Annotated in this window: 27 protein-coding genes and 1 riboswitch; of the genes, 15 read left to right on the plus strand and 12 right to left on the minus strand. The window is 71.0% G+C overall.

Translation table 11 applies throughout. From position 1 onward, the window contains the following. Window positions 1-35: 35 nt before the first annotated feature. Both ABWV53_RS14665 and ABWV53_RS14670 read right to left on the minus strand, forming a co-directional pair. Complete coding sequence (locus ABWV53_RS14665) at window positions 36-431, minus strand: VOC family protein (protein ID WP_353366875.1); 396 nt, start codon at window positions 429-431, stop codon at window positions 36-38. A 13-nt stretch (window positions 432-444) separates the two neighbouring features. Next, the gene (locus ABWV53_RS14670) at window positions 445-990 is read right to left on the minus strand and encodes a LuxR C-terminal-related transcriptional regulator (RefSeq protein ID WP_353366876.1); all 546 of its coding nucleotides are present in this window, start codon (window positions 988-990) and stop codon (window positions 445-447) included. A gap of 75 nt (window positions 991-1,065) precedes the next feature. Here ABWV53_RS14670 and ABWV53_RS14675 point away from each other — a divergent pair, with 75 nt between their 5' ends. The 5 genes from ABWV53_RS14675 to ABWV53_RS14695 all read left to right on the plus strand — a co-directional run bounded on the left by ABWV53_RS14675 (window position 1,066) and on the right by ABWV53_RS14695 (window position 6,447). Continuing rightward, complete coding sequence (locus ABWV53_RS14675; protein ID WP_353366877.1) at window positions 1,066-1,887, plus strand: CoA transferase subunit A; 822 nt, start codon at window positions 1,066-1,068, stop codon at window positions 1,885-1,887. 1 nt (window position 1,888) lies between these two features. Beyond that, entirely contained in the window at window positions 1,889-2,527 is a 639-nt protein-coding gene (locus tag ABWV53_RS14680; protein WP_353366878.1) for a 3-oxoacid CoA-transferase subunit B, read from the plus strand. Window positions 2,528-2,555: 28 nt separating this feature from the next. After that, window positions 2,556-3,956, plus strand: coding sequence for a CoA transferase (locus ABWV53_RS14685; RefSeq protein ID WP_353366879.1), 1,401 nt, complete (start codon window positions 2,556-2,558; stop codon window positions 3,954-3,956). 114 nt (window positions 3,957-4,070) lie between these two features. Continuing rightward, entirely contained in the window at window positions 4,071-5,009 is a 939-nt protein-coding gene (gene imuA, locus ABWV53_RS14690) for a translesion DNA synthesis-associated protein ImuA (RefSeq protein WP_353366880.1), read from the plus strand. Continuing rightward, window positions 4,975-6,447, plus strand: coding sequence for a DNA polymerase Y family protein (locus ABWV53_RS14695; RefSeq protein ID WP_353366881.1), 1,473 nt, complete (start codon window positions 4,975-4,977; stop codon window positions 6,445-6,447). Before imuA ends, ABWV53_RS14695 begins: the two co-directional genes overlap by 35 nt. Window positions 6,448-6,510: 63 nt before the next feature. On the opposite strand, the gene ABWV53_RS14700 is transcribed toward ABWV53_RS14695, so the two are convergent. The 7 genes from ABWV53_RS14700 to ABWV53_RS14730 form a co-directional block, all read right to left on the minus strand. After that, complete coding sequence (locus tag ABWV53_RS14700; protein ID WP_353366976.1) at window positions 6,511-7,581, minus strand: NAD(P)/FAD-dependent oxidoreductase; 1,071 nt, start codon at window positions 7,579-7,581, stop codon at window positions 6,511-6,513. Window positions 7,582-7,601: 20 nt separating this feature from the next. After that, on the minus strand, window positions 7,602-7,925 hold the full coding sequence (gene fdxA / locus ABWV53_RS14705) for a ferredoxin FdxA (RefSeq protein WP_353366882.1): 324 nt from the start codon (window positions 7,923-7,925) through the stop codon (window positions 7,602-7,604). A 107-nt stretch (window positions 7,926-8,032) separates the two neighbouring features. Further along, window positions 8,033-9,406: a sulfate adenylyltransferase subunit 1 gene (locus tag ABWV53_RS14710; protein ID WP_353366883.1), complete on the minus strand. Its 1,374-nt coding sequence runs from the start codon at window positions 9,404-9,406 to the stop codon at window positions 8,033-8,035. Beyond that, window positions 9,406-10,353 (minus strand): sulfate adenylyltransferase subunit CysD, encoded by a 948-nt coding sequence (cysD, locus tag ABWV53_RS14715; protein ID WP_353366884.1) that lies wholly within the window; start codon window positions 10,351-10,353, stop codon window positions 9,406-9,408. The genes ABWV53_RS14710 and cysD overlap by 1 nt, the downstream gene beginning before the upstream one ends. A gap of 47 nt (window positions 10,354-10,400) precedes the next feature. Next, window positions 10,401-10,787 carry a DUF934 domain-containing protein gene (locus ABWV53_RS14720; RefSeq protein ID WP_353366885.1) on the minus strand — a complete coding sequence of 129 codons (387 nt, stop codon included), beginning with the start codon at window positions 10,785-10,787 and terminating at the stop codon, window positions 10,401-10,403. 20 nt (window positions 10,788-10,807) lie between these two features. Beyond that, complete coding sequence (locus tag ABWV53_RS14725) at window positions 10,808-12,658, minus strand: nitrite/sulfite reductase (protein WP_353366886.1); 1,851 nt, start codon at window positions 12,656-12,658, stop codon at window positions 10,808-10,810. Window positions 12,659-12,684: 26 nt separating this feature from the next. Continuing rightward, window positions 12,685-13,491 (minus strand): sulfite exporter TauE/SafE family protein, encoded by an 807-nt coding sequence (locus tag ABWV53_RS14730; RefSeq protein WP_353366887.1) that lies wholly within the window; start codon window positions 13,489-13,491, stop codon window positions 12,685-12,687. Window positions 13,492-13,729: 238 nt separating this feature from the next. Here ABWV53_RS14730 and ABWV53_RS14735 point away from each other — a divergent pair, with 238 nt between their 5' ends. Continuing rightward, window positions 13,730-15,013, plus strand: coding sequence for an MFS transporter (locus ABWV53_RS14735; RefSeq protein WP_353366888.1), 1,284 nt, complete (start codon window positions 13,730-13,732; stop codon window positions 15,011-15,013). On the opposite strand, the gene mnmC is transcribed toward ABWV53_RS14735, so the two are convergent. Together mnmC and ABWV53_RS14745 are read right to left on the minus strand one after the other, a co-directional pair. Further along, window positions 14,999-16,948, minus strand: coding sequence for a bifunctional tRNA (5-methylaminomethyl-2-thiouridine)(34)-methyltransferase MnmC2/FAD-dependent 5-carboxymethylaminomethyl-2-thiouridine(34) oxidoreductase MnmC1 (gene mnmC, locus ABWV53_RS14740; protein WP_353366889.1), 1,950 nt, complete (start codon window positions 16,946-16,948; stop codon window positions 14,999-15,001). The genes ABWV53_RS14735 and mnmC overlap by 15 nt on opposite strands. A 140-nt stretch (window positions 16,949-17,088) precedes the next feature. Then, on the minus strand, window positions 17,089-17,361 hold the full coding sequence (locus ABWV53_RS14745; protein ID WP_353366890.1) for an oxidative damage protection protein: 273 nt from the start codon (window positions 17,359-17,361) through the stop codon (window positions 17,089-17,091). 143 nt (window positions 17,362-17,504) lie between these two features. Here ABWV53_RS14745 and ABWV53_RS14750 point away from each other — a divergent pair, with 143 nt between their 5' ends. The 8 genes from ABWV53_RS14750 to ABWV53_RS14785 all read left to right on the plus strand — a co-directional run bounded on the left by ABWV53_RS14750 (window position 17,505) and on the right by ABWV53_RS14785 (window position 23,676). Further along, on the plus strand, window positions 17,505-18,527 hold the full coding sequence (locus ABWV53_RS14750) for a sulfate ABC transporter substrate-binding protein (RefSeq protein ID WP_353366891.1): 1,023 nt from the start codon (window positions 17,505-17,507) through the stop codon (window positions 18,525-18,527). Between the two features lie 284 nt (window positions 18,528-18,811). Continuing rightward, window positions 18,812-19,774 carry a sulfonate ABC transporter substrate-binding protein gene (locus ABWV53_RS14755; protein ID WP_353366892.1) on the plus strand — a complete coding sequence of 321 codons (963 nt, stop codon included), beginning with the start codon at window positions 18,812-18,814 and terminating at the stop codon, window positions 19,772-19,774. A 39-nt stretch (window positions 19,775-19,813) separates the two neighbouring features. Continuing rightward, window positions 19,814-20,026, plus strand: coding sequence for a hypothetical protein (locus ABWV53_RS14760; protein WP_353366893.1), 213 nt, complete (start codon window positions 19,814-19,816; stop codon window positions 20,024-20,026). Window positions 20,027-20,071: 45 nt separating this feature from the next. Further along, complete coding sequence (gene ssuD / locus ABWV53_RS14765) at window positions 20,072-21,235, plus strand: FMNH2-dependent alkanesulfonate monooxygenase (RefSeq protein WP_353366894.1); 1,164 nt, start codon at window positions 20,072-20,074, stop codon at window positions 21,233-21,235. A gap of 60 nt (window positions 21,236-21,295) precedes the next feature. Continuing rightward, complete coding sequence (locus tag ABWV53_RS14770) at window positions 21,296-21,673, plus strand: VOC family protein (RefSeq protein ID WP_353366895.1); 378 nt, start codon at window positions 21,296-21,298, stop codon at window positions 21,671-21,673. After that, window positions 21,670-22,536: an aliphatic sulfonate ABC transporter permease SsuC gene (gene ssuC, locus ABWV53_RS14775; RefSeq protein WP_353366896.1), complete on the plus strand. Its 867-nt coding sequence runs from the start codon at window positions 21,670-21,672 to the stop codon at window positions 22,534-22,536. Before ABWV53_RS14770 ends, ssuC begins: the two co-directional genes overlap by 4 nt. 19 nt (window positions 22,537-22,555) lie before the next feature. Continuing rightward, window positions 22,556-23,407, plus strand: a complete 852-nt coding sequence (locus ABWV53_RS14780; protein WP_353366897.1) for an ATP-binding cassette domain-containing protein — start codon at window positions 22,556-22,558, stop codon at window positions 23,405-23,407. A 53-nt stretch (window positions 23,408-23,460) separates the two neighbouring features. Next, entirely contained in the window at window positions 23,461-23,676 is a 216-nt protein-coding gene (locus ABWV53_RS14785; RefSeq protein WP_056662686.1) for a TOBE domain-containing protein, read from the plus strand. Window positions 23,677-23,777: 101 nt separating this feature from the next. Here ABWV53_RS14785 and ABWV53_RS14790 read toward each other — a convergent pair whose 3' ends face one another. Next, on the minus strand, window positions 23,778-24,161 hold the full coding sequence (locus ABWV53_RS14790; RefSeq protein WP_353366898.1) for a Fur family transcriptional regulator: 384 nt from the start codon (window positions 24,159-24,161) through the stop codon (window positions 23,778-23,780). Between the two features lie 165 nt (window positions 24,162-24,326). After that, window positions 24,327-24,574: riboswitch (cobalamin riboswitch) on the plus strand. 75 nt (window positions 24,575-24,649) lie between these two features. Between ABWV53_RS14790 and ABWV53_RS14795 the strand changes: the two genes are divergently transcribed. Continuing rightward, window positions 24,650-26,860, plus strand: a complete 2,211-nt coding sequence (locus ABWV53_RS14795; protein ID WP_353366899.1) for a TonB-dependent receptor — start codon at window positions 24,650-24,652, stop codon at window positions 26,858-26,860. Window positions 26,861-26,867 lie beyond the last annotated feature (7 nt).

Here is a 26,867-nt window from a genome sequence, read left to right on the forward strand (position 1 = left end):
CAGGTCGGCGCCAGATTGGCTACCGCCCTGTCTTTCTACAGCTGCCTGTCCCGGTAGAGGGTGCCTTCTCCCGAGCGCGCCCGTCGCCAGATCTCCGCGTCGTCCAGCTGCGTTTCGATGAGCTCCACCGGCACGCCCCCGTCGTCGATGATGGCGACCCGGTAGCCGTCGATGGGCTCGTAGGGCTCCAGCAGCAGAGTTTCTCCCTCGATCGCAGCCTGCAGGTCATCGACCTTGAAGGCCGGATGAGGCACCGTACGGATGAGGGGATGCAGCGGAGAGTCGGCCGTGAAACGATGCCACTGGATGCGGAATCGCCCGCCATTGTCGGAGGTGAACATGCCGGGGGCCTGGCTGAACTGCTCCTGCGGACGGGGCTCCTGCGTGGGAATGCCCATGTGGTGGAACTCGTAGCGGATATGCGGTTTCACGATTGCCTTCCTTTCAGCCCGCCATCAGCTTTTGCACCAGATCGGCCGCAGTCGATGCGTTGTATTTGCGCATGAGCCGGGCGCGGTAGATCTCCACCGTGCGGTGGCTGATGTCCAGGGCGCGGCCGATTTCCTTGGAGGTCATGCCGTCCAGCAGCCGCGCCGCCACCTCGCGCTCGCGGCCCGTCAGCTCGGCCTTGACGGGGCGCTCGGCGCTCAGGTCCTCGAAGCTCCAGATGCCCGATTCGTGCGGTGCCTCGCGGTTCAGGGCGCGGCCCGAGACATGGCACCAGAACACCTCGCCGTTCGCGCGCTTCATCATGCGGTTGTCGGCATAGTGGCCCCTGGCGTTCAGGATGGGCTCCATGCGCCGGCCCAGGCGCTCGTACTCGTCGGCGCTGGGGTAGAGAATGCGGAAGGACTGGCCGATCAGCACCTCCCGCGAGGCGCCGAACATCTCGCACACATGGCGGTTGCAATCGACCATGGTGCGGTTGCGCGAGATGACCAGGCCGACCGGGGCCATGTCGAACGCGAGGCGGTAGTCGGCGATATCCATGAAAGTCTTTAGGGAAAACTACGTAACGAACTACGTAGTATCGTAACGTGCAACCATCTTGATGAGGAGTCTCCAGTGAACAAGATTTTTCCCAGTGCGGACGAGGCGCTGAAGGGCGTCGTGGCCGACGGCCAGATGCTGGCCGTCGGCGGTTTCGGCCTCTGCGGCATTCCCGAGGCACTGATCGAGGCGCTGCGCGACAGCGGCGTGAAGGGCCTTACGGTCATCTCCAACAACGCGGGCGTGGACGGCTTCGGCCTGGGCAAGCTGCTGGAGACGCGGCAGATCAAGAAGATGATCTCGTCGTACGTGGGCGAGAACAAGGAATTCGAGCGCCAGTACCTGGCGGGCGAGCTGGAACTGGAATTCACCCCCCAGGGCACGCTGGCCGAGAAGCTGCGCGCCGGTGGCGCGGGCATCCCGGCCTTCTTCACCAAGACCGGTGTGGGCACCATGGTGGCCGAGGGCAAGGAGCTGCGTGAATTCGACGGCGAGACCTACGTGATGGAGCGCTCGCTGGTGCCCGACGTGGCGCTGGTCAAGGCGCACCGGGCCGACAAGTCGGGCAACCTGCAGTTCCGCCTGACTGCGCGCAACTTCAACCCGGCCGCCGCCACCGCCGGCAAGGTCTGCATCGTTGAGGTGGAGGAGATCGTCGAGACCGGGCAGATCGCGCCCGACGACGTGCACCTGCCCGGCATCTACGTGCACCGCATCGTGCACAACCCGACGCCCGAGAAACGCATCGAAAAGCGCACCGTGAGCGCCCCCGCCCCGGTGGACGCCGTGGCCGCCAAGGTGGAAGCCCAGGCCGTCATCGCCCAGGCCGCGGCCGCCGCCGAAGCCGAACTGCCCGTGGTGCCTAAGGTGCCCGCCAACAAACAAGAAGGAGCCTGACATGCCCTGGACCCAAGACCAGATGGCCGCACGCGCGGCGCAAGAGCTGCAAGACGGCTTCTACGTGAACCTCGGCATCGGCATTCCGACCCTGGTGGCCAACCACACCGGCGACAAGGAAGTGTGGCTGCAGTCCGAGAACGGCATGCTCGGCATCGGCGCCTTTCCGACGGAAGATGCGGTGGATGCCGACCTGATCAACGCCGGCAAGCAGACCGTGACGACCATTCCCGGCTCGTCCATCTTCGGCAGCGACCAGTCGTTCGCCATGATCCGTGGCGGCAAGATCAACCTCTCGATCCTGGGCGCCATGCAGGTCAGCGAAAAGGGCGACCTCGCCAACTGGATGATCCCCGGCAAGATGGTCAAGGGCATGGGCGGCGCCATGGACCTGGTGGCGGGCGTCAAGCGCGTGATCGTGCTGATGGAACACGTCGCGAAGAAGAAGGACGGCACCGAGGACCTGAAGATCCTGCCCGAATGCACCCTGCCGCTGACGGGCGTGGGCGTGGTGGACCGCATCATCACCGACCTGGCCGTACTGGACGTGACGCCCGAAGGCCTGAAGGTCGTCGAGCTGGCGCCCGAGGTGAGCTTCGAGGCGCTGCAGGCCAAGACCGGCGTCACGCTGGTGCGCTGACAGCCTGGGCGGGGTCGTGGCGTCCGGCGTGCAACCACCCGGCGCGGTTTCGGCCGATGAAGCCCTGCGCGGCCTCTGGCGGCAGGCCGGCCTGCCGCCAGAGGCCCTGGCTTTCGCCCGGCTGACCGGCTCGGCGGCCGACCTGCCTTCGTCGTTCGCGGTCGGCGTGGCCGCGCAGGCCAGCATCGCCGCCGCGGCGCTCGCGGCCTGCGAGCTGGCCCACCAGCGCGGCACAGGCCGCCAGCAGGTCATGGTGGACAGCGCCCATGCCGCCACCGAATGCACCGGCTGGTTCAGCCTGGACGGGCTGGCGCCCGAACTGTGGGATGCGCTCTCGGGCCTGTACCGCTGCGCGGACGGTTTCGTTCGCATCCATGCCAACTTCGCGCACCACCGGGACGGCGCCCTGCGCCTGCTGGGCCTGCAGCCCGGGCAGGCCCAGCGAGCCGATGTGCAGGCCGCATTGGGCCGCTGGCGCGCCAAGGACTTCGAAGACGCCGCGGCGCAGGCCGGCCTGGTCGCCACCGCCTTGCGCAGCTTTGCCGAATGGGACGCCACGCCCCAGGGCCGCGCCAACGCCGCGCAGCCTCTTTTCACCATCGAGCGCCTGCCCGGCGATGCGCCGCCGCTGCGCCTGCCCGCGCTGTCCGCGCAGGACCGGCCCCTGGCAGGCGTGCGGGTGCTGGACCTCACCCGCATCCTGGCTGGCCCGGTCGGCGGCAAGGCGCTGGCGGCCTACGGGGCCGACGTCATGCTGGTGAACGCGCCGCACCTGCCCAACATCGCCGCCATCGCCGACACCAGCCGGGGCAAGCTGTCCACGCACATCGACCTGCGCTCTGCCGAGGGCCGGGCCGCTCTGCGCTCGCTGCTGGCGGACGCGCACGTGTGGGTGCAAGGCTACCGCCCCGGCGGGCTGCAGGCCCTGGGCTGGGGGCCGCACGACGTGGCGGCGTTGCGGCCGGGCATCGTCCAGGTGTCGCTGTCCGCCTACGGCACCCAGGGGCCCTGGGCCGGGCGGCGCGGTTTCGATTCCCTGGTGCAGACCGCCATGGGCTTCAACCAGGCGGAAGGCGAGGCGGCCGCTGGCGGCGCGCCCCAGGCGCTGCCGATGCAGATCCTCGACGAAGCCACCGGCTATCTCATCGCCTTCGGAGCGGCCGCGGCCTTGCGCCGCCAGCAGCGCGAGGGCGGCCAGTGGCATGTGCAGGTGTCGCTGGCGCAGACGGGGCAATGGCTGCGCAGCCTGGGCCGGCTGCCGCAGGGGCTGGCCGCGCAGGCGCCCGACCGCACGCCCTGGCTGGAGGTGGCCGACTCCGGCTTCGGCCGGCTGTACGCCCTCCGGCATAGCGCGCAACTGGGGCGCACCCCGGCGGGCTGGGCGCGGCCGTCCATGCCGCCGGGAACGCATCCCCCGCGCTGGCCCTGAGCCACGGCAGCGGCGGGGCCTTCACCTGCGCCTTCGGCCTACGCAAAGTCGTTGGCAACCCGGTGGCAGGCAAGGTTTTGATACTGTATATTTGAACAGTATCGAGGTCGCCCCATGCCCAGTTCACCCCCGCTCACCGCCACCGCCTCCCCGCTCGGGGCGGCCGTGCAATGCGCGGGCGACAGGCGCGGCCATGCGCCCGACCCTGGGCGTGATGCGGGGTGCAACGTGCCAGGCGTCTGGCGTGGCGACGGCGTGGCCCAGGCCCCGCAGCGCACGCAGCCTTCCGGCCATGCGCCGCTGGATGCGCAGCTGCCCGGCGGCGGCTGGCCGATGGGCGCCATGTCCGAGGTGCTGCTGCCGCCCCATGCCTTTCACGAATGGCGGCTGGTGCTGCCCGCCCTGGCCGGCGCCGTGGGGAACGGGGCGCCCGGCCGGGTGGTGCTGGTGGCGCCGCCCCATGCACCGTTCGGGCCGGTGCTGGCGGCCGGCGGCCTGCCGGCGGACCGGGTGTGCCACATCGTCGCCGGGCCGCACCAGGGGGCACAGGCCGCCTGGGCGGCCGAGCAGGCCCTGCGCTGCCGTGACGTGCTGGCGGTGCTGGCCTGGCTGCCGCAGACCGCGCCCGAGGTACTGCGGCGGCTGCAGCTGGCGGCGGCGCAGCAGGGGCGCCTGCTCTGGGTGTTCCGGCCCGAACACCTGCGCCAGCAGGCTTCGCCCGCGCCGCTGCGGCTCTGGGCGCGGGCGGCAGGCGCGGGCCCCGCCGAGGTCGAGGTGGTCCAGGTGCATGTACTCAAGCGGCGGGGGCCGCCCGTGCTGGCACCCGTGCTGTTGCCGGTCTGCGACGCCCGGTTGCTGGCCGTGCTGCAGGCCCAGGCCCGGCGCCGGCAGAGCGCCCAGGAGGCCGCCCGGCAGCAATGGCAGCAACGGCAGGAGCGCCTGCAGGCGCTGCGCGCCCTCGGCTTGCCCACCGAACCGCCGGTGGGGGCGGCGGCTGCGCAGGGCGAGTGGGCATTCCATGCACTGGATCGCACTTCCTCTGCCCGCGCCTGACAGCGCGCCCAGCGGCGTGCCGGCGCAGGCGCACGGCTGGTGGGCCTTGCGCTTCAGCCCGCGCGTGGCGCTGCTGGAAGAGGGCCTGCTCGTCGAGGTGGGCGGCACCGCCCGGCTCTGGGGCGGCCTGCCGGCCCTGGTGCGCTTGCTGCGCCAGCACTGCCCGGTGCCGCTGGCCGGCCAGGGGCGTGCGGAGCGCGCCACGCCGCCACCCGGCGACCCCAGCGCCGACCCCGCCGATCAAGCCGCCTGCATCGCGCAGGCCCCCACCGCCTTGCAGGCCCTGGCGCAGCTGCGGCTGCTGCAGGCGGGCCGGCCTCTGCCGCGCCGGCTGCCGCACGATCTGCCCCTGCGCACCCTGAGCGAGCTGCGCCCCCACGCGGCCGACCTGGAGCACATGGGCTGCCGCACCTGGGGCGCCGTGCGGGCCCTGCCGCGCGCGGGCCTGGCCCGCCGGCTGGGCGCCGGCCCCCTGCTGGCGCTGGACCGGGCCTGGGGCGACGTGCAGCATCTGCCGCCCTGGCTGCAGGCGCCCGACTGCTTCGCGCTGGAGGCCGAATTGCCCGCGCTGGCCGAGTCGGCCGACAGCCTGCTCTGGTCCGCCAGCCGGCTGCTGGGCGCCTTGCAGTCGTGGCTGCAGGCGCGGCACCAGGGGGTGCTGGCGCTGTCGCTCGCCTGGCGGCACGACCTGCGGCGCATCGACGGGGTGGATCTGCCGGACTGGCAGGCGCTGGAGGTGCGCACCGCCCAGCCCGCGCAGGAAATGGCCCACCTGCGGCGCCTGCTGGCCGAACGCCTGGGCCGTCAGCGGCTGGCCGCCCCGGTGAACCGCATCGCCTTGCGGGCGCTGCAGACGGCGCCCTGGGTGGAGGGCAGCGTCAGCCTGCTGCCTCCCGGCCCGAGCGACACCCCCGGCGAGCCCTGGCACCAGTTGCAGGAGCGCCTGTCCGCCCGGCTGGGCGCGGAGCGCGTGCAGGGCCTGTGCCTGGTGGCCGACCACCGGCCCGAAGCCATGCAGCAATGGCAGCCGCTGGAGGCGGGAAAAACGGCAGGCGCGGCGGCCCGCGGCAGGGGCGCATCGGCCAAGGCGGCTGCCCCGGCCGATGCCCGGGCCGTGCTGTGGCCCACCTGGCTGGTGCAGCCGCCCCGCTTGCTGGTGCTGCAGGGCAGCCGCCCCTGCCTGCAAGGCCCCCTGCGCCTGCTGGTGGGGCCGCAGCGCCTGGAGACCGCATGGTGGGAGGCGCGCGAAGCCTCCGCCCCCGCCCACCAGGCCGAGCCGGCCGAGCCGGACGGCGCGCTGGCGGCCGGCCAGCCGGGCGAGGCGGCTTGCGGCCCGACCCGGCGCGACTATTTCGTGGCGCACAACCGCGTCGTGGGCCATGTGTGGATCTTTCGCGACCTGCAGGGCCGCTGGTTCCTGCACGGGTTCTATGGCTGATGGGGAGCCGACCTGGCCCGCCGCCAGCCGGTCGATGCGACCGCGGGCGGCTGGCCCGCCGGTTCAGCGGATCGGGTGAGCGACGCCCAGCCGTTCGTGCAGGCGCGTGCTGGTGGTCGTGTACTGCAGCGCCACCGCGTCGCCGGCCAGCGCCTCGGCGGCGCCGAAGGCGGCCAGCGTGGCCTCGTGGAAGCCGCACACGATCAGCTTGCGCTTGCCGGGGTAGGTGTTGATGTCGCCCACCGCGTGGATGGCCGGCACGCTGGTGCGGAAGCTGGCGGTGTCCACCACCAGCTGCTTGCGGTCCAGGGCCAGGCCCCAGTCGGCGATCGGTCCCAGGCGCGGGGAGATGCCCAGGTAGGCCAGCAGCCAGTCGAGCGGCAGCTGCTGCTCGCCGCCGTCCGGCAGCGCCAGACGCAGCGCCTGCAGCGTGCCGCCGTCTTCCGACACGGCGATGCCGGTGATCTGCCCGGCCACCACGCGAATGCGGCCGGCTTCTCGCAGCGCGGCCAGTTCGGCCAGGGCCGCGTCCGGCGCCTGGAACGCATCGCGCCGGTGCAGCAGGGTGACGCTCGCGGGTGCCTGCGGGTCGCCTTGGGCCAGCGCCAGGGCCGCCATCACGGCCGGCTCGTCGCCGCCGTGCACGACCACGTGCCGCCGGGCGAGGCGGGCGCCCAGCGCGGCCGCGTCGGGGTGGTAGAGCACCTGCCGGCCGGTGAAGGCATCGATGCCGTCCGCCTTGACGGTGCGCGGAACGAACGCGCCCACGCCGGCGGCGATGACCACCGTGCGCGCCAGCAGGCGCGTGCCGGCCGAGGTCTCCAGCAGCACGCGCCCGTCGTCTTCGAGGTAAAGCGCCGCCACGGTCTGGCCCAGGTGCCGCTCGGGTGCGAACGGCGCGATCTGCCGCTCCAGCAGCGCGACCAGCTCCCGGCCGGTGCACACCGGCACGCCGGGAATGTCGTAGATGGGTTTGTCGGGGTACAGCTCGGCGCACTGGCCGCCCGTGTGGGGCAGGGCGTCGATCAGGTGGGCGGCGATGCCCTGCAGGCCCAGCTGGAACACCTGGAAGAGGCCCACGGGCCCCGCGCCGATGACGACGGCGTCGGCGGCGATGGGTGGGCTGGTCTCCAGGGCAGGCACCGGGGGAGGGATCAGCGGATCAGGTCGGCGATCTTGCCGGGCTTGCCGTTCCACTCGTCGGCGTCGGGCAGGGCCGGCTTGCGCTTGGTGATGCTCTTGAACTGGGGCGAGAGTTCCGCGTTGAGCTTGATGAAGGCGATCTGGTCGGCCGGCAGGTCTTCCTCCGCGTAGATCGCATTGGCCGGGCATTCGGGAATGCACACGGCGCAGTCGATGCACTCATCGGGGTCGATGACGAGGAAGTTCGGGCCTTCGCGGAAGCAGTCCACGGGACACACGTCCACGCAATCGGTGTACTTGCACTTGATGCAGTTCTCGGAAACGACGTGAGTCATGGGTCGAAGATGTCTGTGTAATCGGGGGTAACCCGCGATTTTAGGCCGTTTCAGGCACGGGGCCTCGCGGCCCCGTCCCTTGCGGCGGAAAGGATTCGTGCGCTGGATCAGTTCACCAGCACGGCGCCGGCCGTCTTGTGGCTGGCGGTGTCGACCAGGATCAGCGAGCCCAGCACGCGGGCCTGGGTGAAGGGCGCGGCGGGCAGTGCCTCCTGCAGCACCAGCTCCACGTGGCCGATGGCGTTGGGGTCGAGCTGGCTGGCCTCTTCCTCGGCCAGGGTGTTGATGTCCAGCCGGTGCACCACGCGGCGCACCTTGGCCTTGACCCAGCGGTGGCCGTGCAGCGCCCAGTAGACGCGGCCCGCCACCAGCGGCTCGTCGTCCATCCAGGCGATGGTGGTGCGCAGCTCGCGCTGGCCGGGCCAGGGCGATGCGGCGGCGGGGGTGTCGCCGAAGTCGTCGTCCGCCGCCGCAGCCACGGGCGCCACGGGCGCGGCCAGCAGCCAGTCGCCGCGCGAGACGTCCACCTCGCGGTCGAGCACGATGCCGGCGCTGGTGCCGGCGGCCACGTCGCCGGGGCGGCGGGCATGGTCCAGCACCTGGGCGACGGTGGCCCGTTGGCCGCTCGGGAAGACCTGCACGGCCGTGCCGGGCGTGAACCGGCCCGCCGCGACGCGGCCCCAGAACACGCGGCGGCCCTGCGAGGTATCGGCCGAGCCGGAGAATTTCTCGACCCACTGCACCGGGAAGGCCACCGGCAGCGCCGTGTCGGCGGGCGTGTGCGGCAACTGCTCCAGGATGGCGAGCAGGCTGGGGCCTTCGTAGCCGCACCAGCCGGCGTGCGCATCGACCACGTTCCAGCCCTTCAGGGCCGACACGGGCACGGTGGCGCGCACGGCGATGCCGGCGGCCCGGGCGAACCGTTCCAGCGCGGCGCGGATGTGCGTGAAGGCGAGGGCCGGGTCCTCGACCGCGTCCAGCTTGTTCACCGCGAACACCAGCGAGGGCACGCGCAGCAGGTTGACCAGCAGCGAGTGGCGGCGCGTCTGCGGCAGCAGGGCGAGCTGCGGGTTCTTCCAGTCGAGCTTGGTGGCATCGACCAGCACCACGGCGGCATCGGCCGAAGAGGCGGCGGTGACCATGTTGCGGGTGTACTGCTCATGGCCCGGCGCGTCGCCGATGATGAACTTGCGTGTTTCGGTGGCGAAGTAGCGGTAGGCGACGTCGATGGTGATGCCCTGTTCGCGCTCGGCCGAGAGGCCGTCGGTCAGCAGGGCCAGATCGGTCTCACCGCCGCGCTGCACACCGGCCAGGTGATCCTGCAGCACGGCGCGGCTGTCCACCAGCAGGCGGCCGATCAGCGTGCTCTTGCCGTCGTCCACCGAGCCGCAGGTGATGAACTTGAGGGCGGATTGATGGTCGTTTTGGCCTGCAGCGCTTGATCCGCCTGCGCCTGCTGCTATCAAATCAATAGTGTTCATCAGAAATATCCATCCTTCTTGCGCTTTTCCATCGACGCATCGCTCGTCTTGTCGTCCATGCGGGTGGCGCCGCGCTCGCTCACGTCGGCCGCCAGCGTCTCCAGCACGATGTCGGCCGCAGTGGCCGCCGTGCTTTCCACAGGGGCCGTGCAGGTGATGTCGCCCACGGTGCGAAAGCGCACGTCCCGGGTTTCCACCGTTTCGCCGTCGCGCGGCGGGGTGAGTTCGGTCACCGGCATCAGCAGGCCCTTGCGTTCGACCACCTGGCGCTTGTGGGTGTAGTAGATGCTGGGCAGGGCAATGCTCTCGCGCTCGATGTACTGCCACACGTCCAGCTCGGTCCAGTTGCTGATCGGGAACACGCGGAAGTGCTCGCCGGGGGCCAGGCGCGTGTTGAACAGCGTCCAGAGTTCGGGCCGTTGCGCCTTGGGCTGCCACTGGCCGAAGCTGTCGCGGTGCGAAAAGATGCGCTCCTTGGCGCGGGCCTTTTCCTCGTCGCGGCGGGCGCCGCCGATGAGCGCGTCGAAGCGGAACTCCTCGATGGCTTCGAGCAGCGTCACCGACTGGTGCACGTTGCGCGACTCGCCCGGGTGGGCCAGGCGCACGGTGCCGCGGGCCATCGAGTCCTCCACGTTGCGCACGATGAGTTCGGCGCCCAACTCCTTGGCGCGGAAGTCGCGGAAGTCGGTCACTTCGGGGAAGTTGTGGCCGGTGTCGATCATCAGCAGGGGATAGGGCAGCCGTCCCGCGCCAAAAGCCTTTTCGGCGCACTTGAGCATCACCAGCGAATCCTTGCCGCCCGAGAACAGCAGGGCAGGGCGTTCGAAGGCGGCGGCCACCTCGCGCAGGATGAAGATGGTTTCTTCTTCCAGCGCGTCCAGGTGGCGGTTGCTGAGCTGGCTCAGGGCCGCCGTGGCGGCCAGGGGTTCGTCGATGCGGGCGTTCATGCGCGGGGCTTCTTTCGCGGGGTCGGTATCGGGAATGTGCCGGTGGTTCAGGCTGCTTCGGTCTGGCGGAAGTGCGGCAGCGCGTGCTGCGCGTCGCCCTGGTAGAAGGCCGGGAAGCGGTGCAGCTGGCGTTCGGCGGCGGCCAGGTCCTGGTCTTCGCGCAGCACCGCCACGTCGAACCCGCAGCGCGCCATCTGCAGCACCTGGTCCACCAGCACGTCGCCGGTAGCGCGGATTTCGCCGGTGAAGCGGATGCGGCCGCGCAGCAGGCGGGCCTGGCTGAACGCGCGGCCGTCGCTGAACTTGGGGAAGTGCAGGTCGATGCGCGTCACGCCCGACAGGTCCTGCAGCAGCGGGTCGGCGTCGTTCGCCAGTTCAAGCACTTTTTGGCCTTCCGCGCCGGTGGTATGAGCGCTGACAGCTATCAATTTCATAGTAATTCCCAGGATGTAGCTCAGGCGGTGGCGGCTTGGTCGGCGTCGGCCGGGTGGCGGGCGGCATTGCCGGCGGCCTTGAAGGGCTCGATGCCGACGCGGCGCACCGTGTCGATGAAATGCTCGTGGCGCGGGCCGTGGGCGGCGTCGGCCGGCAGGGCCTGCCGGTGCTCGCGGTAGGTGGCCAGCAGCGCTTCGATGACGCCCGGCACTTCGGAGGCGCTGAACGAGGGGCCGATGACCTTGCCCGGCTGGGCGGGGCCCGAGAGGTCGGAGCCGTCGGCGCCGCCCAGCGTGACCTGGTACCACTCCTTGCCGTCCTTGTCGACGCCCAGGATGCCGATGTGGCCGCTGTGGTGGTGGCCGCAGCTGTTGATGCAGCCGCTGATGTGCAGGTCGATCTCGCCCAGGTCCCACAGCTCGTCCAGGTCCTGGTAGCGCTCCGTGATGGCCTCGGCGATGGGCAGCGAACGGGCGTTGGCCAGCGAGCAGAAGTCGCCGCCCGGGCAGGCGATCATGTCGGTCAGCAGGCCGATGTTGGGCTGGGCCAGGCTCAGTGCCTTGGCCGCCTTGTAGAGGGCGGGCAGCTGGTCGCGGCGCACCCAGGGCAGCACCAGGTTCTGCTCGTGCGTCACGCGCATCTCGCCGTGGGAGAAGCGGTCGGCCAGGTCGGCGGCGGCGTCCATCTGGTCGGCGGTGGCGTCGCCGGGCGCGTACCCCAGGCGCTTGAACGACAGCACCACGGCGCGCAGCTGCGGCAGGCGGTGCGGCAGCACGTTGCTTTCCAGCCAGCGGCCGAAGTTGCGGTCTTCGCCTGCCGCGGCGCGCAGCAGCGCCAGGGTTTCGGCCTCGGCGTCGGCGGGCGACAGGTCGAGCGCGGGCTCGCGGAAGTTGGCCGCCACGCGGTCGTATTCGGCCTGGGTGATGGTGTGCGGGCCGCCTTCCACCTCCACGATCTGGCGGAACTCTTCGTCCACCTGGTCGATGTAGCTCTGGCCTTCGGACTTGACGAGGATCTTGATGCGCGCCTTCCAGAGGTTGTCGCGCCGGCCGTAGCGGTTGTAGACGCGGATCACCGCCTCCAGGTAGTTCATCAGCTGGTTCCAGGGCAGGAACTCGCGCAGCACCGGGCTGATGGTGGGCGTGCGGCCCATGCCGCCGCCCACGCGCACCTTGAAGCCCAGCTCGCCAGCCTCGTTCTTGAGCAACTGCAGGCCCACGTCGTACCAGCCCAGCGCGGCGCGGTCTTCGCGGGCGCCGCTCAGCGACACCTTGAACTTGCGCGGCAGGAAGGCGAATTCGGGGTGCAGCGTGCTCCACTGGCGCAGGATCTCGGCGAACGGGCGCGGGTCGGCGATCTCGTCGGCGGCGATGCCCGCCAGGGCGTCGCTGTTGATGTTGCGGATGCAGTTGCCGCTGGTCTGGATGCCGTGCAGCTGCACGCTGGCCAGCAGGTCCATCACGTCGGCGCTCTTGTCCAGCGGGATCCAGTTGAACTGCACGTTGGTGCGGGTGGTGAAGTGGCCGTAGCCGTACTTCAGGCGGGTGTTGATGCGGCGGCCGTCGGCCAGCGGGATGTCGCCCAGCTTTTCCTGCGCGGCCTGCGCGTCGGCCAGCAGGGTGGCGTCCGGCTGGTCGTACTCGCGGGCCACGCGGGCCAGCACGCGCAACTGGGTGCTGGAGAGCTCGCCATAGGGCACGGCCACGCGCAGCATGGGGGCGTAGCGCTGCACGTACCACCCGTTTTGCAGGCGCAGGGGCTTGAACTCATCGCCCAGGAGCGTGCCGGCCTGGTAGCGCTCGAGCTGGTCGCGGTACTGCTCGGCCCGCAGGCGAATGAACTGTTTGTCGAATTCGGTGTATTGGTACATGGGGGGGTGCACACTTTTTGTGGTGCTCAGATCAGAACCAGTTTGGCGCCTGCCCAGGCGAGCAGCACGGAAAGGGCCGAGCGGATGAGCCGCTCCGGTGCCCGGGTGACGAGGCGCGAGCCGAGCCAGATGCCCGGCAGCGAGCCAGCCAGCAATTGGAGCAGAAGTGGCCAGTCCACGGAGCCGAGCGAGGCATGGCCGAGGCCTGCGACCAGCGTGAGCGGCACGGCGTAGGCGATGTCGGCCGCGATGATGCGCGGCAGCGGCAGCAGCGGGAACACCATCAGCAGCACCGTGACGCCGATCGCGCCCGCGCCGACCGAGGTGAAGGTGACGAGGGTGCCGATCACCGCGCCCATCAGCACGGGCAGGCTCCAGTGGCGCGGGCGGGTGGCTTCGGCCTCGCTCACGCCGGCGCGCCGGGCTTGCTCCACGGCGGCACGGGCGGGCGAGAAGGCGACGGCCTTGTAGAGCATGGCGGCCGCCGTGAGCAGCAGGGCCACACCCAGGGTGGTGGTCATGATCTGCTGGGCGGCGTGGCTGGCCGGGCCCATGCGGTCGAGCGCCCAGAGCGCCACCAGCGCCGCCGGAATGCTGCCCGCGCAGAGCAGCCCGACCACCCGCCAGGGCACGAGGCGCTGGCGCGCCAGGCTCACCGTGCCGCCCATCTTGGTGAAGGCGGCGAACAGGAGGTCGGTCCCCACGGCCATGTGCGGCTTCACCCCGAAGAAGAAGATCAGCAGCGGCGTCATCAGCGAGCCGCCGCCGACCCCTGTCAGGCCGACGATCAAACCCACTGCGAATCCCGCGACAACGAACGCCAAGTCGTGCATGGGGCGTGACTGTAGACACATCGTTTATGGTTTCAAACTATTGTTTGCTCCTTCCGGTATATCGATCTGGGTATAAAGATCGACCCCTGGCGGCGGCTGGACTGGAACGACGGCTTGCGGCCGGGCCAGCGGCGCGGGCTTGGCGTATCGTGGCGCGGCGGGTGCGCGTGACGCCGTTCGCACGCCGCCTTGGCCCGCCTCCCGCGCTCCCTGCCGCTCCCTGCCGATTTTTCGCCTGATGACCGATCCTGCCGACGCCCGTACCGCTTCCCCCGCGGCTCCTGCTCCCACCGCCGCCGCCGGCGACGGCGGCCAGGACGCCTTCTCCTGGCGGCGCATCGCGCTACCCGCCTTCGGCCCCTCGCTGCTGTTCGGCGTGGGGGAAGGCGCCATCCTGCCCATCGTGCCGCTGCTGGCGCGCGACCTGGGCGCGTCCGTGCCGACGGCGGCCTTCGTCGTCACGCTGATCGGCCTGGGCTCGCTGCTCAACAACATTCCCGCCTCGGTCATCACCATCCGCTGGGGCGAGCGCTGGGCCATCGTGGCGGCGGGCCTGTGGAGCGCCCTGGGCATGCTGCTGGCGGTGCTGCTGCCCGGGGTGGTGCCGCTGGCCATCGGCTGCTGCATGGTGGGCATGTCGCAGGCCATCTACAACCTGGCGCGGCAAAGCTACCTGACGGAAGCCGTGCCGCCGGCCTACCGGGCGCGGGCGCTGTCCACGCTGGGCGGGGTGATGCGCATCGGCATGTTCATCGGCCCGTTCCTCTCGGCGGCGGCGGTGCACGCCTTCGGGCTGAAGGCGGCGTTCGCCGTGGGCATCGCCGGCGTGCTGGCCGCAGCCGCCATCGGGGCGCGGCTGCCCGACCTGGTGGCGCCCGCGCAGCCGGCGGGCGGGCCGGCCCCGGCGCCGGTGAACCTGCGCTCCATCCTGGCGGACCACCGCCGCGTGTTCCTGACCCTGGGCCTGGGCGTGGCCCTGGTGAGCGCGGTGCGCGCCTCGCGACAGGCGGTGATTCCGCTCTGGGCCGACCATCTGCTGCTGGCGCCGGCGCTCACGTCGGTGATCTACGGCATCGCCGGCGGCATCGAGATGCTGCTCTTCTACCCCGCTGGCCGGGTGATGGACCTGAAGGGCCGCCGCTGGGTGGCCGTGCCGTCGATGGCGATCATCGGCGTGGCGATGCTGTGCATGCCGTTCACCACCGGCTTCACGACGCTGCTCATCGCGGCGACCGCGATCGGCCTGGGCAACGGCATCGGCTCGGGCCTGATCATGACGCTGGGCGCCGACTTCTCGCCGCGCCACGGGCGGCCGTATTTCCTGGCCGTGTGGCGCTTCCTGTCGGACCTGGGCGGCTCCTGCGGGCCGGCGCTGCTGTCGGCGCTGGTGGCCACCGTCTCGCTGGCGGGCGGCATCGCCGTCACCGGCCTGCTGTCGCTGACGGCGGCGGGGCTGCTGGGGATGTGGATTCCTACGCGCAAGGCCGCAGCGGCGCGGCCTGGAGGGTCAGGCGCCGGTTGAGCGGCCGGTCCAGCGCTCCGTCGCCAGCGCGCGGGCCAGCCGCGCGTCCACGGGCAGGGGCTCGCCCGCCATGCGCGCGGCCAGCAGCTCGCCGCACAGCGGCGCCAGCGTGATGCCGCGTGCGCCCATGGCGGTGCAGACCCAGAGGCCGGGCTGGTGGACGGCGTCCACCGGCCCGACGAAGGGCAGGCGGTCGGGCGCGGTGCAGCGCACGCCGGCCCAGTGGCCGGGCGCGGCGCCCGGGCCGGTCATGGCAGGCGCCAGGCGGGCGGCCAGGTCCGGCAGCAGCGACTCCAGCTTCGCTGCGTTGGCGGCGTGGGCCTCGGCCTGGGATGCGGGTGAGGGCGGCAGCGCGGTCTCACCGCGCTCGAAGGTCGACCCCATGACCCAGATGGCTTGCGCGCCGGCGCCGGCCCGTGGCACCAGATTGCCGTGGCCGTTGACGGGAAAGGGCGGCCAGGCAGCCGCCGCGCCGGGCGGGCTGTCGGCGCGCAGGCCCCAGCTCACCTGGCCGCGCAATGCGTTCAAGGGGTAGTGCGCGGGTAACCAGGCGCGGCTGTCGTAGCCCGCCGTGACGACGGCGTGGGCCGCCTCGGCCAGCACCGCACCGCCGGGGCCCAGGGCCTGCCAGCGCGGGGTGCCGCCCGCCGAGGCGACCCGCCGCAGGCCGGCGACGGTGGCCGAGCCCTGCCAGGCGATCGCCGGGGATTGCAGCAGCGCGCCCACCAGCCGGGCCGGCCGCAGCCAGCCGGCGCGCACGTGCCAGCAAGCCGGCGCCGAGGCCGGCAGGCCGGCGGCGGCGAGCGTGTCGGCGCCTGCGGGCCGGCTCCACTCTGCACCCGCGGATTCGCCCGCGCCTTCGCCCGACGCCCAGGCGGCAGGCAGGCGCAGCGGGCCGTCCAGCATGCGTTCCAGCACGCCGCAGGCGCTCCAGTCCACGCCCTCGGTCAGCGCGGGCGATGCGGTCAGGGCCTGCAGCGTGGCCCGCACGCCGCTGCGCGACAGGCGCGAGAGCGGGTTGTCGCCCTGCGACAGGTGCGGCGCGAACACGCCGGCCGGCAGGCCCGAGGCCCCCGCGGCGGGCGACGCGCCCCGGTCCAGCACCCGCACCTGCCAGCCGCGCCGGGCCAGGCTGGCGGCCACTGCCGAGCCCGACAGCCCGCCGCCGATGACCAGGCAGTCGCCCGGCGGCGTGGCCGGGGCGGTGCTGCCGCCCAGCGGAGCGGGCGCGGCGCGTGGCTCCCAGGCGGGGTCGAACGTGGCCTGCAGGTTGTCGCGCTTGGGCGGCGCGCCCGGGACCTTGCGCACGGTGAAGCCGCACTGCGCCAGGGCGTCGCGCACCGGGCGCGCGATGGTCCAGGTGGCCAGCCGCGTGCCGCGCCGGCAGCAGCGGGCGACGGTCTTGAGCATCTGCGCGTCCCACATGCCGGGGTTGCGCTGCGGGCTGAAGCCGTCCAGGTAGATGCTGTCGGCCTGCGGCGTCTGCTGGCGCAGCATCGCCTGGGCGTCGCCCACGAAGAGCGTGAGCAGCACACGGCCCTCGTCGAAGGCCAGCCGGTGCACCCCCGGCAGCAGGCCCCACCACTGGGCGTGCAGCTGGCGCGCCAGCGGCAGCAGGTCCGGGTGCTGCGAGGCGGCACGCAGCAGGTCGTCCGCGCCCACGGGCCAGGCCTCGCACGACGTGAAATGCAGCAGCCGGCAGCGCGCCGGGTCTGCCCGCCAGGCGGTCCAGGTGACGAGAAAGTTCAGGCCGAAGCCGAAGCCCGTCTCCAGGATGCGCCAGTGCGGCTGGCCGGCCCAGGCGCCGGGCAGTCCGCAACCCTGCAAAAAGGTGGAACGGGCCTGCGTCAGGCCACCGTCTTCACTGTGATAGCGGTCACCGAAGCGCGGGCTGTAAGGCGTGCCGTCAGGCATCCATTCGATGGGTTCGGACATGCGGGGATTGTCTGGGCACGGCGGGGAACGGCGAGCGCGGCAGCCGGCTCGTTCGCTGCTGCTTGCGCTGGGTCAGCCAGCGCGGAAAAGAAAAAGCCCGGCCGCCTGCGGCAGGCGCGCCGGGCCGGCAGCGACGGATGTCAGGCCGTGGGCGGAACGTAGCCCGCCGCGGCGTCTGCGCCGCCGCCAAAAAAGTGGTTTTCCATCTGGCGCGCCAGGTATTGGCGGGCGCGGGCGTCAGCCAGGTTCAGGCGGTTCTCGTTCACCAGCATGGTCTGGTGCTTGAGCCAGCCCGCCCAGGCTTCCTTGCTCACGCCTTCGTAAATACGCTTGCCCAGCTCGCCGGGGTAGGGGGGGAAGTCGAGGCCTTCGGCTTCCTTGCCGAGCTTGATGCATTGAACGGTGCGTGCCATGGATCGGGTGTCCTTCGGGGTTTGATTAGATGTTTTGGGAATTTGAAACTGAAATTTAAGTTGTTCCAGTTTTAAGAGTGGGCTTTCAGAATCCGTGGCATCGGTGATCGGCACCGACTTCCCCAATGACCAGAAAGCCTCTCATGAACGTGCGCCGCGACTTTATCAAGTTTCCTTTTGCCGCCGCCCTGGCCGCCGGCTTGTCCCTGACGGCATTGCCGGCGCTGGCCGAGCCGGTTCAGTTCCTGAACGTTTCCTACGACCCCACGCGCGAGCTGTACGTGGAATACAACCAGGCCTTCGGCAAGCACTGGAAGGCCAAGACCGGCCAGGACGTGCAGTTCAAGCAGTCGCACGGCGGCTCGGGCAAGCAGGCGCGCTCCATCATCGACGGCATCGACGCGGACGTGGCCACGCTGGCTTTGGGCGGCGACATCGATGCGCTGGTCAAGCACGGGCTGGTCAAGGCTGACTGGCAAAAGCGCTTGCCGCACAACTCCGCGCCCTACAACTCCACCATCGTCTTCCTGGTGAAGAAGGGCAACCCCAAGGCGCTGAAGGACTGGGACGACCTGGTCAAGCCGGGCGTGCAGGTGATCACGCCGAACCCCAAGACCTCGGGCGGCGCCCGCTGGAACTACCTGGCGGCGTGGGAGTTCGCCAAGCGCAAGTACGGCGGCGATGCCCAGGCCAAGGACTACGTGGCCAAGCTCTACCGCAACGTGCCGGTACTCGACACCGGCGCGCGCGGCTCCACCATCACCTTCGTGCAGCGCGGCGTGGGCGACGTGCTGCTGGCCTGGGAGAACGAGGCCTTCCTGGCGCTCAAGGAATTCGGCACCGAGAAGTTCGAGATCGTCGTGCCCTCGCTCTCCATCCTGGCCGAGCCGTCGGTGGCGGTGGTGGACAAGGTGGTCGACAAGAAGGGCACGCGCGCGCTGGCCGAGGAATACCTGAAGTACCTCTATTCCGACGACGGCCAGGACATCGCCGGCAAGAACTTCTACCGCCCGACGAGCGACAAGGCCAAGGCCAAGTACGACAAGCAGTTCCCCAAGCTCACGCTGGTGACCATCGACCAGGCCTTCGGCGGCTGGACGCAGGCGGACAAGGACCATTTCGCCGACGGTGCCAGCTTCGACCAGATCTACACCAACCGCAAGTAACGCCGGACAGTCCCGACACCCGACGCAGTCGCCATGACCGCCGCGCTCTCATTGTTCGCCCGGACCGGTTGCGCCGCCAGCGCCGCGGCGTCGCGCGGGCGATGTCGGCGCCTTTGGCTTCGGGTGCCGCGGGCCATGGCCGGTTCTGCCCGGCCGTAGGCCGCTCCGCCGCCTTCCTGGCCTCCACCGTTGCACCGCATGCCGCCTCGTTGCCGAAGGCGGCCAGGGCGAAGCCTTGCCCGCGGTGCGGTTGTCGTCTCTTCATCTGATCGGGATCTGCTCACATGCATTCGCCACTCAAACTCTCTCGCCGCCACTGGCTGGCCGCCACCGCCGGCGCCGCGGCCCTCTCCCGCGCGCCGGCCGTCTGGGCCCAGAAAAAGGACCGGGTGCTGCGCATCGGCAACCAGAAGGGCTGGCTCTCGCTGCTCAAGGGCCGCGGCACGCTGGAAAAGCGCCTGGCGCCGCTGGGCGTGCAGGTGGCCTGGACCGAATTCAACGCCGGCCCGGTGCAGCTGGAGGCGCTCAACGTCGGCTCCATCGACTTCGGCGACGTGGGCGAGGCGCCGCCCATCTTCGCGCAGGCCGCCGGCGCGCCGCTGGTCTATGCCGGCGCCACCGTGCCGCGCCCGGCGCTAGAAGCGGTGATCGTGCCCAAGGCATCGGCCATCCGCAGCGTGGCCGAACTCAAGGGTCGGCGCGTGGCGCTCAACAAGGGCTCCAACGTGCATTACTTCCTGGTCAAGCTGCTGCAAAAGCATGGCCTGCAATATCCTGACGTGCAGCCCGTCTTCCTGGCGCCCGCCGATGCGCGGGCGGCTTTCGAGCGCGGCGCCATCGACGCCTGGGTCATCTGGGACCCGTTCCTCGCCGCCGCGCAGAAGACGCTGGATGCCCGCCTGCTCGCCGACGCCACGGGCGTGGTCAACAACCGCGCGTTCTATTTCACCTCGCGTGACTTCGCCACCCGCAACGCCGACGTGCTGAAGATCGCCATCGAGGAAGTCAACGCCGTCGATGCCTGGGTCGAGAAGAACAAGCCCGCCGCGGCAGGCGAGCTGTCGTCGCTGCTGGGGCTGGATCGCTCCATCACCGAGCTGTTCGTGGGCCGCGCCAGCTACGGCACGGCCGTGGTCACGCGCCAGATCCTGGCCGAGCAGCAGCAGATCGCGGACACCTTCTTCGAGCTGAAGCTGATCCCGAAAAAGCTCAACCTGCTGCACGCGGCGCCGGTCGACCTGGCCTGACCTGCGCACCCCACCCGAGCCCGCTATCTGGAGACCGCCATGGCCGACCCGCATCGCTCCACCGCCTTCAACGCCGCCGCCCAGGTGCTTTGCATCACCGCCCGGGCCTGGGGCGTTCAGCTGCCTGCCGGCTCCCGCGCGACGGCACCCGCCCGCCGCCTGACCGACCGGCTGACGGCCTACCGCGACCGCCGCGCCGCCAGCCCTTCGCGGCTGCGGCTGTCGGCGCACGGCTTCGACATCTCTTACTGACACCGACGCGCCCGGGCGCCCCAAGACCTTCGAGGAGATTCCCCCATGCAGATGTTCTGGTTCATTCCCACGCACGGCGACAGCCGCTACCTGGGCACGGCCGAAGGCGGCCGCGCCCTGAGTTTCGACTACCTCAAGCAGGTGGCCGTCGCCGCCGACAGCCTGGGCTACGAGGGCGTGCTCATTCCCACGGGCCGCTCCTGCGAGGACCCGTGGGTGATCGCCTCCAGCCTGATCGGCGCCACCCAGCGGCTGAAGTTCCTGGTCGCCGTGCGGCCCGGCCTGCACCAGCCCAGCCTGGCCGCACGCATGGCCGCCAGCTTCGACCGGCTCTCGGGCGGGCGGCTGCTCATCAACCTGGTGACGGGCGGCGACCGCGTGGAGCTGGAGGGCGACGGCGTGTTCCTGGACCACGCCAGGCGCTACGAGCAGGCGGCGGAGTTCCTGCGCATCTGGCGCGAGATCCTGGCGCGCAGCCATGAAGGCGGCACGCTGGACTTCGACGGCGAGCACCTTTCGGTCAAGGGCGCCAAGCTGCTCTTTCCGCCGCTGCAAAAGCCGTATCCGCCGGTGTATTTCGGCGGGTCTTCTGAACCCGCGCATGCGCTGGCGGCCGAGCAGGTCGACGCCTACCTGACCTGGGGCGAGCCCCCGGCCGAGGTCGCCAGGAAGGTGGCCGACGTGCGCGAGCGCGCCGCCCGCCTGGGCCGCACGGTGAAGTTCGGCATCCGCCTGCACGTGGTCGTGCGCGAGACCGAGGCCGCCGCCTGGGCCGCCGCCGAGGACCTCATCAGCCGCGTGAAGGACGAGACCGTCGTGCAGGCCCAGGCCGTGTTCGCCCGCATGGATTCCGAGGGCCAGCGCCGCATGGCCGCGCTGCACCAGGGCGGCGCGAAGCGCAGCCGTGCCGACCTGGAGATCAGCCCCAACCTGTGGGCCGGTGTGGGCCTGGTGCGCGGCGGCGCGGGCACGGCGCTGGTGGGCGATCCGCAGACGGTGGCGGACCGCATCCAGGAATACGCCGCCCTGGGCATAGACACCTTCGTGATGTCCGGCTACCCGCATCTGGAAGAGGCCTACCGCTTCGCGGAGCTGGTCTTCCCGCTGCTGCCGCTGGCGGTGCGGGAGCGGCTGGCGGGGGGCAACCCGCTGGGCCCCTTCGGCGAGACGGTGGGCAACCAGTACGCGCCACGCGCCTCGCAGAGCTGACGGCCCGGCGAAGAAGAAAGAAAGACGAGACGGCCCCCGGGCCGAGGAGGAAGAAACGACATGGCGATCCATTCCATCAACCACGTGCAGTTGCCGTTCCCGGCCGGTGCCGAGGGGCAGATCCGCAACTTCTACAGCGCGCTGCTGGGCCTGACCGAGCTGCGCCATGCGGCCACCGGCACGGCGCTGCATTTCGCGGCCGGCGCCCAGCGCATCGAGCTGGTGCCCACCGACCGCTGGGCCGCCGTGCCCGCCGCGTCGCACCTGGCCTTCGAGGTGGACAACCTGCCCGAGCTGCGCGGCCGGCTGCTGGAGGCCGAGTTGCCGCTGGTGGAGAACCGCGCGCTGCCTGGCTACCTGCGCTTCTACGTGAAGGACCCGGCGGGCAACCAGCTCGAATTCCTGGAGCCCGACACCGAGCAGGAGTGGCCGGTATGACCGCGCCCGCCCTCCGCGAGCTGCAGGTGTCGCCCCTGCCCGAGGCGCTGGAGGCGCCCGCCAGCGGCGCGCTGGCCGCCGCTGCACGGCGCGCACTTGCCACCTTGTGGCAGCTGCTGCTGCCCTGGCTGGTGCCCGTGGCGCTGGTGGCGGGCTGGCAGGTGGCTTCGGCCCTGGGCTGGCTGTCGTCCCGCGTGCTGCCAGCGCCGTCCGACGTGCTGCTGGCCGGCTGGCAGCTGGCCGTGTCGGGCGAGCTGTGGACACACGTGAAGATCAGCGCGGCCCGGGCGCTGGCGGGCCTGGCCATCGGCGGCGGGCTGGGGCTGGCGCTGGGGCTGCTGACGGGTTCCGTGCGCACCGCTCAGACCCTGCTGGACTCGACCATCCAGATGGTGCGCAACATTCCGGCGCTGGCGCTGATCCCGATGGTGATCCTGTGGTTCGGCATCGACGAATCGGCCAAGGTGTTCCTCATCGCCGTGTCGGTGTTCTTTCCGATCTATCTCAACACCTTCCACGGCATCCGCAACGTCGACCCGCAACTGATCGAGATGGGCCGCACCTACGGGCTCGGGCGATGGCAGCTCTACCGCCAGATCATCCTGCCGGGCGCGCTGTCGTCCATCCTGGTCGGCCTGCGCTTCTCGCTGGGCTTGATGTGGGTGATCCTGATCGTGGCGGAAACCATCTCGGCGCAGTCCGGCATCGGCTACCTGACCATGAACGCCCGCGAATTCCTGCAGACCGACATCGTGCTGGTGGGCATCCTGCTCTACGCGCTCCTGGGCAAGCTGGCCGATCTGCTGGCGCGGGGGCTGGAGCGCTGGTGGCTGCGCTGGCACCCGGGCTACCAGTCGAAGTGAAAGAAAAGGCCACATCACCATGACCGACACCTCTCTTGCCCACCCACCGGCCGCTGCGGCCGCACGCGCCCCGGGCGGCGTGCGGCTGCATGCGCGGGGCCTGCACAAGCGCTACGGCCAGCGCGAGGTGCTGCGCGATGCGCAGCTCGCCATCGAGCCGGGCGAATTCGTCGCCATCGTGGGCCGCAGCGGCTGCGGCAAGAGCACGCTGCTGCGCCTGGTCGCGGGGCTGGAGGCCCCCAGCGGCGGCACGCTCACCACAGACGGCCAGGACGTGCGCGGCCTGCATGCCGACACGCGCATCATGTTCCAGGAGGCGCGCCTCCTGCCCTGGCGCCGCGTGCTGGACAACGTCACCCTCGGCCTGCCCGACGCGCTGCGCGACCGGGGCCGCGAGGTGCTGGCCCAGGTGGGCCTGGCCGAGCGCGAGGGCGAATGGCCGGCGCGCCTGTCGGGCGGCCAGCGCCAGCGCGTGGCCCTGGCGCGGGCGCTGGTGCACCAGCCGCGCCTCTTGCTGCTGGACGAGCCGCTGGGCGCGCTGGACGCGCTCACCCGCATCGAGATGCACCGCCTGATCGAAGGCCTGTGGCTGCGCCACCGCTTCACCGCGCTGCTGGTCACGCACGACGTGCAGGAGGCCGTGGCCCTGGCCGACAGGGTGATCCTCATCGAGGACGGCCGCATCGCGCTGGACGAGCGCATCGCCCTGGCGCGGCCCCGGTCGCAGGGCGACGCCGCGTTCGCCGCGCTCGAGAAACGCATCCTCGACCGCGTGCTGCAAAAGCCCGCGCCGGGTGACGCCGCCGGCCCGCAGGCGGCCGACGCGCTCTGGCCCGGCGTGCCGGCCCATGGCCTGCGCTGGGCGGTCTAGTTCCTTGCACCCGTTTCCATCCACACCGTTTGTTTTTTCAACAGGAGTCCACCATGTCCATCCAAGCCATCAACGTCCGCAACCAGTTCAAGGGCAAGGTCCGCGAGATCGTGCGCGGCGACGTCGTCTCCGAGGTCGATGTCGAAACGCCCTGGGGCATCGTCACCTCGGTCATCACCACCCGCTCGGTGGACGAGCTGGGCCTGGGCGTGGGCTCGGACGTGGTGGCGCTGGTGAAGTCCACCGAGGTGTCGATCGCCAAGCTGTGAACGCAGCATTTGGCATCGAATCGGCCGTCAGCGCTTGTCCTGCAAGCGCCTGATGCTATATAAATAATAGCAATCGAAGGCGGGCCGATCCATCCGGCCCGCTACCGCCGGCGCGCCTTGCCGCAGTCGGCACACCGGCCATAGAGCGTCAGCTCATGGCGCTCCACCGTGAACCCCTTGGGCGCCAGATCCAGCAGGTCGCCCGGGCACTGGTGCACGTCGAACACCCGCGAACACACCGTGCACTGGAAGTGGTGGTGGTGGTCATGCGCGGCCGACTCGTAGCGCGGGCTCTCGCCCGGCAGGTTCACCACCTGCACCGCGCCGTCCTCCACCAGCGCCTTGATGTTGCGGTAGACCGTCGCCAGACCCAGTCCCTCCACGCTTTCGCGGGCGCTTTCCAGCACTTCCTGGGGCGTCAGGGGCCGGTGCGCCGCCTCGATGGCGGCCTGGATGGCGGTGCGTTGCCTGGTGGATCGTTCCATGGATGCGGGTGCGCTGGAGTCGCGGGCTGATGGGCGGGAAGAAGCAGGAATTATCGGGCGCTCATGCGAGCCGAAGCGGCCGCGTCCAAAAGACGCAGTGACTCGGCTGATTGATATTGATAATGCATTATCATATGCGCCATGCTCCCCCCGAGCTCCTCATGCCCCTAGAATCGCCGCGTTGGTGCTCGCAGCGTGGTTCGCACGCCGCAGTTCAACGGGAAGCAGGGAAGCACCACCGAACAGGAAAGTGCCGCGCCTGCGCTGCCCCCGCAACGGTCAACGGATGGGGCGCTCCTCGGGGCGCTCCGATCTCCTCGCCCACAGCCACTGGATGCCTTGAACAAGCACCTGGGAAGGCTCGGGGGGATTCATCCGCCAGCCCGGATACCGGCCAACAAGAGGTGCTGCTCCTTCGGGAACGGTGCCGTGACGCTCACGTGCTGGCGGGTGGCTGGCGCAGGGCCTATGTGTCTTCCATCGATCGTATGCATCACTCGTCTCGCTTCGCGCGGGTGGCCGTGTGGCCCCTGGCCCTGGCCGCCGCATTTCCGCTGTGCGCGCAAACCACCCCATCGACCCTGCCCGACGTCGTCGTCACCGGCACGGCCTTGCCACCCGATTCCACGGCCCCGCTCGAGCAGACCGCCACAAGCGCGTCGCGGCTCGGGCTCTCGGTGCGCGAGACGCCCGCGTCCATCGACGTGGTGCCCGCGGCGGTGCTGGCCGAGCGCGGCCTGCGCACCGTGACCCAGGCCGCCCAGGCGGCCACCGGCGTGCTGGCGGGCGACTTCCCGGCCGAGCCCAGCGCGTTCTCGATGCGCGGCTTCGCCAACAGCCAGCTCAACACGCTCTACAACGGCATCAAGGTCGGCCCGCCGAACATGACCTCGCGCGTGATGGACACGGCCAACCTGGAGCGCGTCGAGTTCCTCAAGGGCGCGGCCTCGCTGATGTCGGGCGAGGGCGCCACCGGCGGCGCGGTCAATTTCGTCACCAAGGCCCCGCACCAGGGGCCGGTGCGCACCGAGGTGAACACCTCGGCCGGCTCGTTCGGCGACCGCCGCGTGTCGATCGGCTCGGGCGGCACCACGGCCTGGAAGGACCTGGACTATCGGCTGGACGCCAGCGCGTCGAACGGCGACGGCTTCATCGACGACACCGGCCAGCGCAACCGGCATCTGTCGGGCGGTCTCGACTGGCGGGCCGCGCCGGGCGTGAAGCTCTTCGTCGCCGGCGAAGCCAAGCGCGACAGCGGCAGCAGCTACTGGGGCACGCCTCTGGTGTCCGCTGGCGCACCCGGCGTGCAGCCGCGTGGCGGCATCGTCTCGGGCAGCTACACGTCGGGCTTCAACGGCAGCGCCATGGGGCCGGTGGCCATCGACGGGCGCACGCTGCGCACCAACTACAACGTGCAGGACAACCGCAACGAAGCGCGTGAAACCTGGCTGCGCGCGGGCGGCGAATGGCAGGCGAGCGACGCCGTGGTGCTGCGCAGCCAGTTCTGGCGCTACACGGCCGACCGGACCTGGCTCAACAACGAGATCAGCGCGTTCAATGCGGCCACCGGCCTCGTGGACCGCGAACGCTTCTACGTGGCGCAGGACCAGACCAGCTGGGGCAACAAGACCGAAGCGCAGTGGGACGCCCGCCTGGGCGGCCTGGACAACCGCCTGGTCGCCGCCTTCGAGCACAGCCACCTCCAGCTGGACCGCCCCGGCGCCGCCAACTTCCCTGGCGACAGCGTGAGCCTGGTGGACCCCGCGCGCGGCAGCTACGGGCGCCTCACCACCCAGCTGCAGACCACCGCCATCCGCAACACCGCGCTGGCGCTGGAAGACCGGCTGCGCGTGGCGCCCACCGTCGCGCTCATCGGCGGGCTGCGCCATGAACGCATCGCGCTGGACAGAAGCTCCGCCAACACCGCCGGCGTGCAGCGCGCGGGCTTTCCGTACGAGAAGACCTGGAACCCCACCACCGGCCGCATCGGCCTGACCTGGGACGCGGCGCCCGGCACCACCGTCTACGGCCAGTACGGCACGGCGGCGGACGTGGCGGCCAACAACATCTTCTTGCTGGGCGCCACCCAGCCGCTGGACCTGACCCGCACGCGCAATGCCGAGGTCGGCGTGAAGCAGTCGTTCTGGCAGCAGCGCGGCGAATGGACGCTGGCTTACTACGACACCGAGCGCCGCAACGTCTACGCCGCGCAGGGCGGCCAGCAGCTGGCGCAGGCCGGCGCGCTGAAGTCACGCGGCGTCGAGGCCTCGCTTGCGCTGCGGCCCGATGCGCACTGGAGCCTCTGGTCCAACCTGGCGCTGAACCGGGCGCGCTACGAAGGCTACCTGCAGGCCGACGGCACGTCGTTCTCCGGCAACCAGCCGCCCAACGCGCCGCGATGGGTCGCCAATGCCGGCGTGGGCTACCGCTTCGTGGCCGGAGTGCCCATGCAGCTGTCGGCGTCTGTGCGCCGCGTGGGCGAGCGCTTCCACAGCGACACCAACACCGTGCGCCTGAACGGCTACACCGTGTTCGACGCGGCGCTGGCGGTGGACGTGGCGCGCGGCGTGCAGCTCACCCTGCGCGGGCGCAACCTGGGCAACCGCGCCTATGCGGCATGGGCCGATCCGTTCTACCCCGACCAGATCCTGCTGGGTGCCCCGCGCAGCTACGAGCTGGCGTTGCGCTGGACGCTCTGAGCGCAGT

Source organism: Acidovorax sp. FG27, assembly GCF_040365715.1.
GTDB lineage: Bacteria > Pseudomonadota > Gammaproteobacteria > Burkholderiales > Burkholderiaceae_C > Paracidovorax.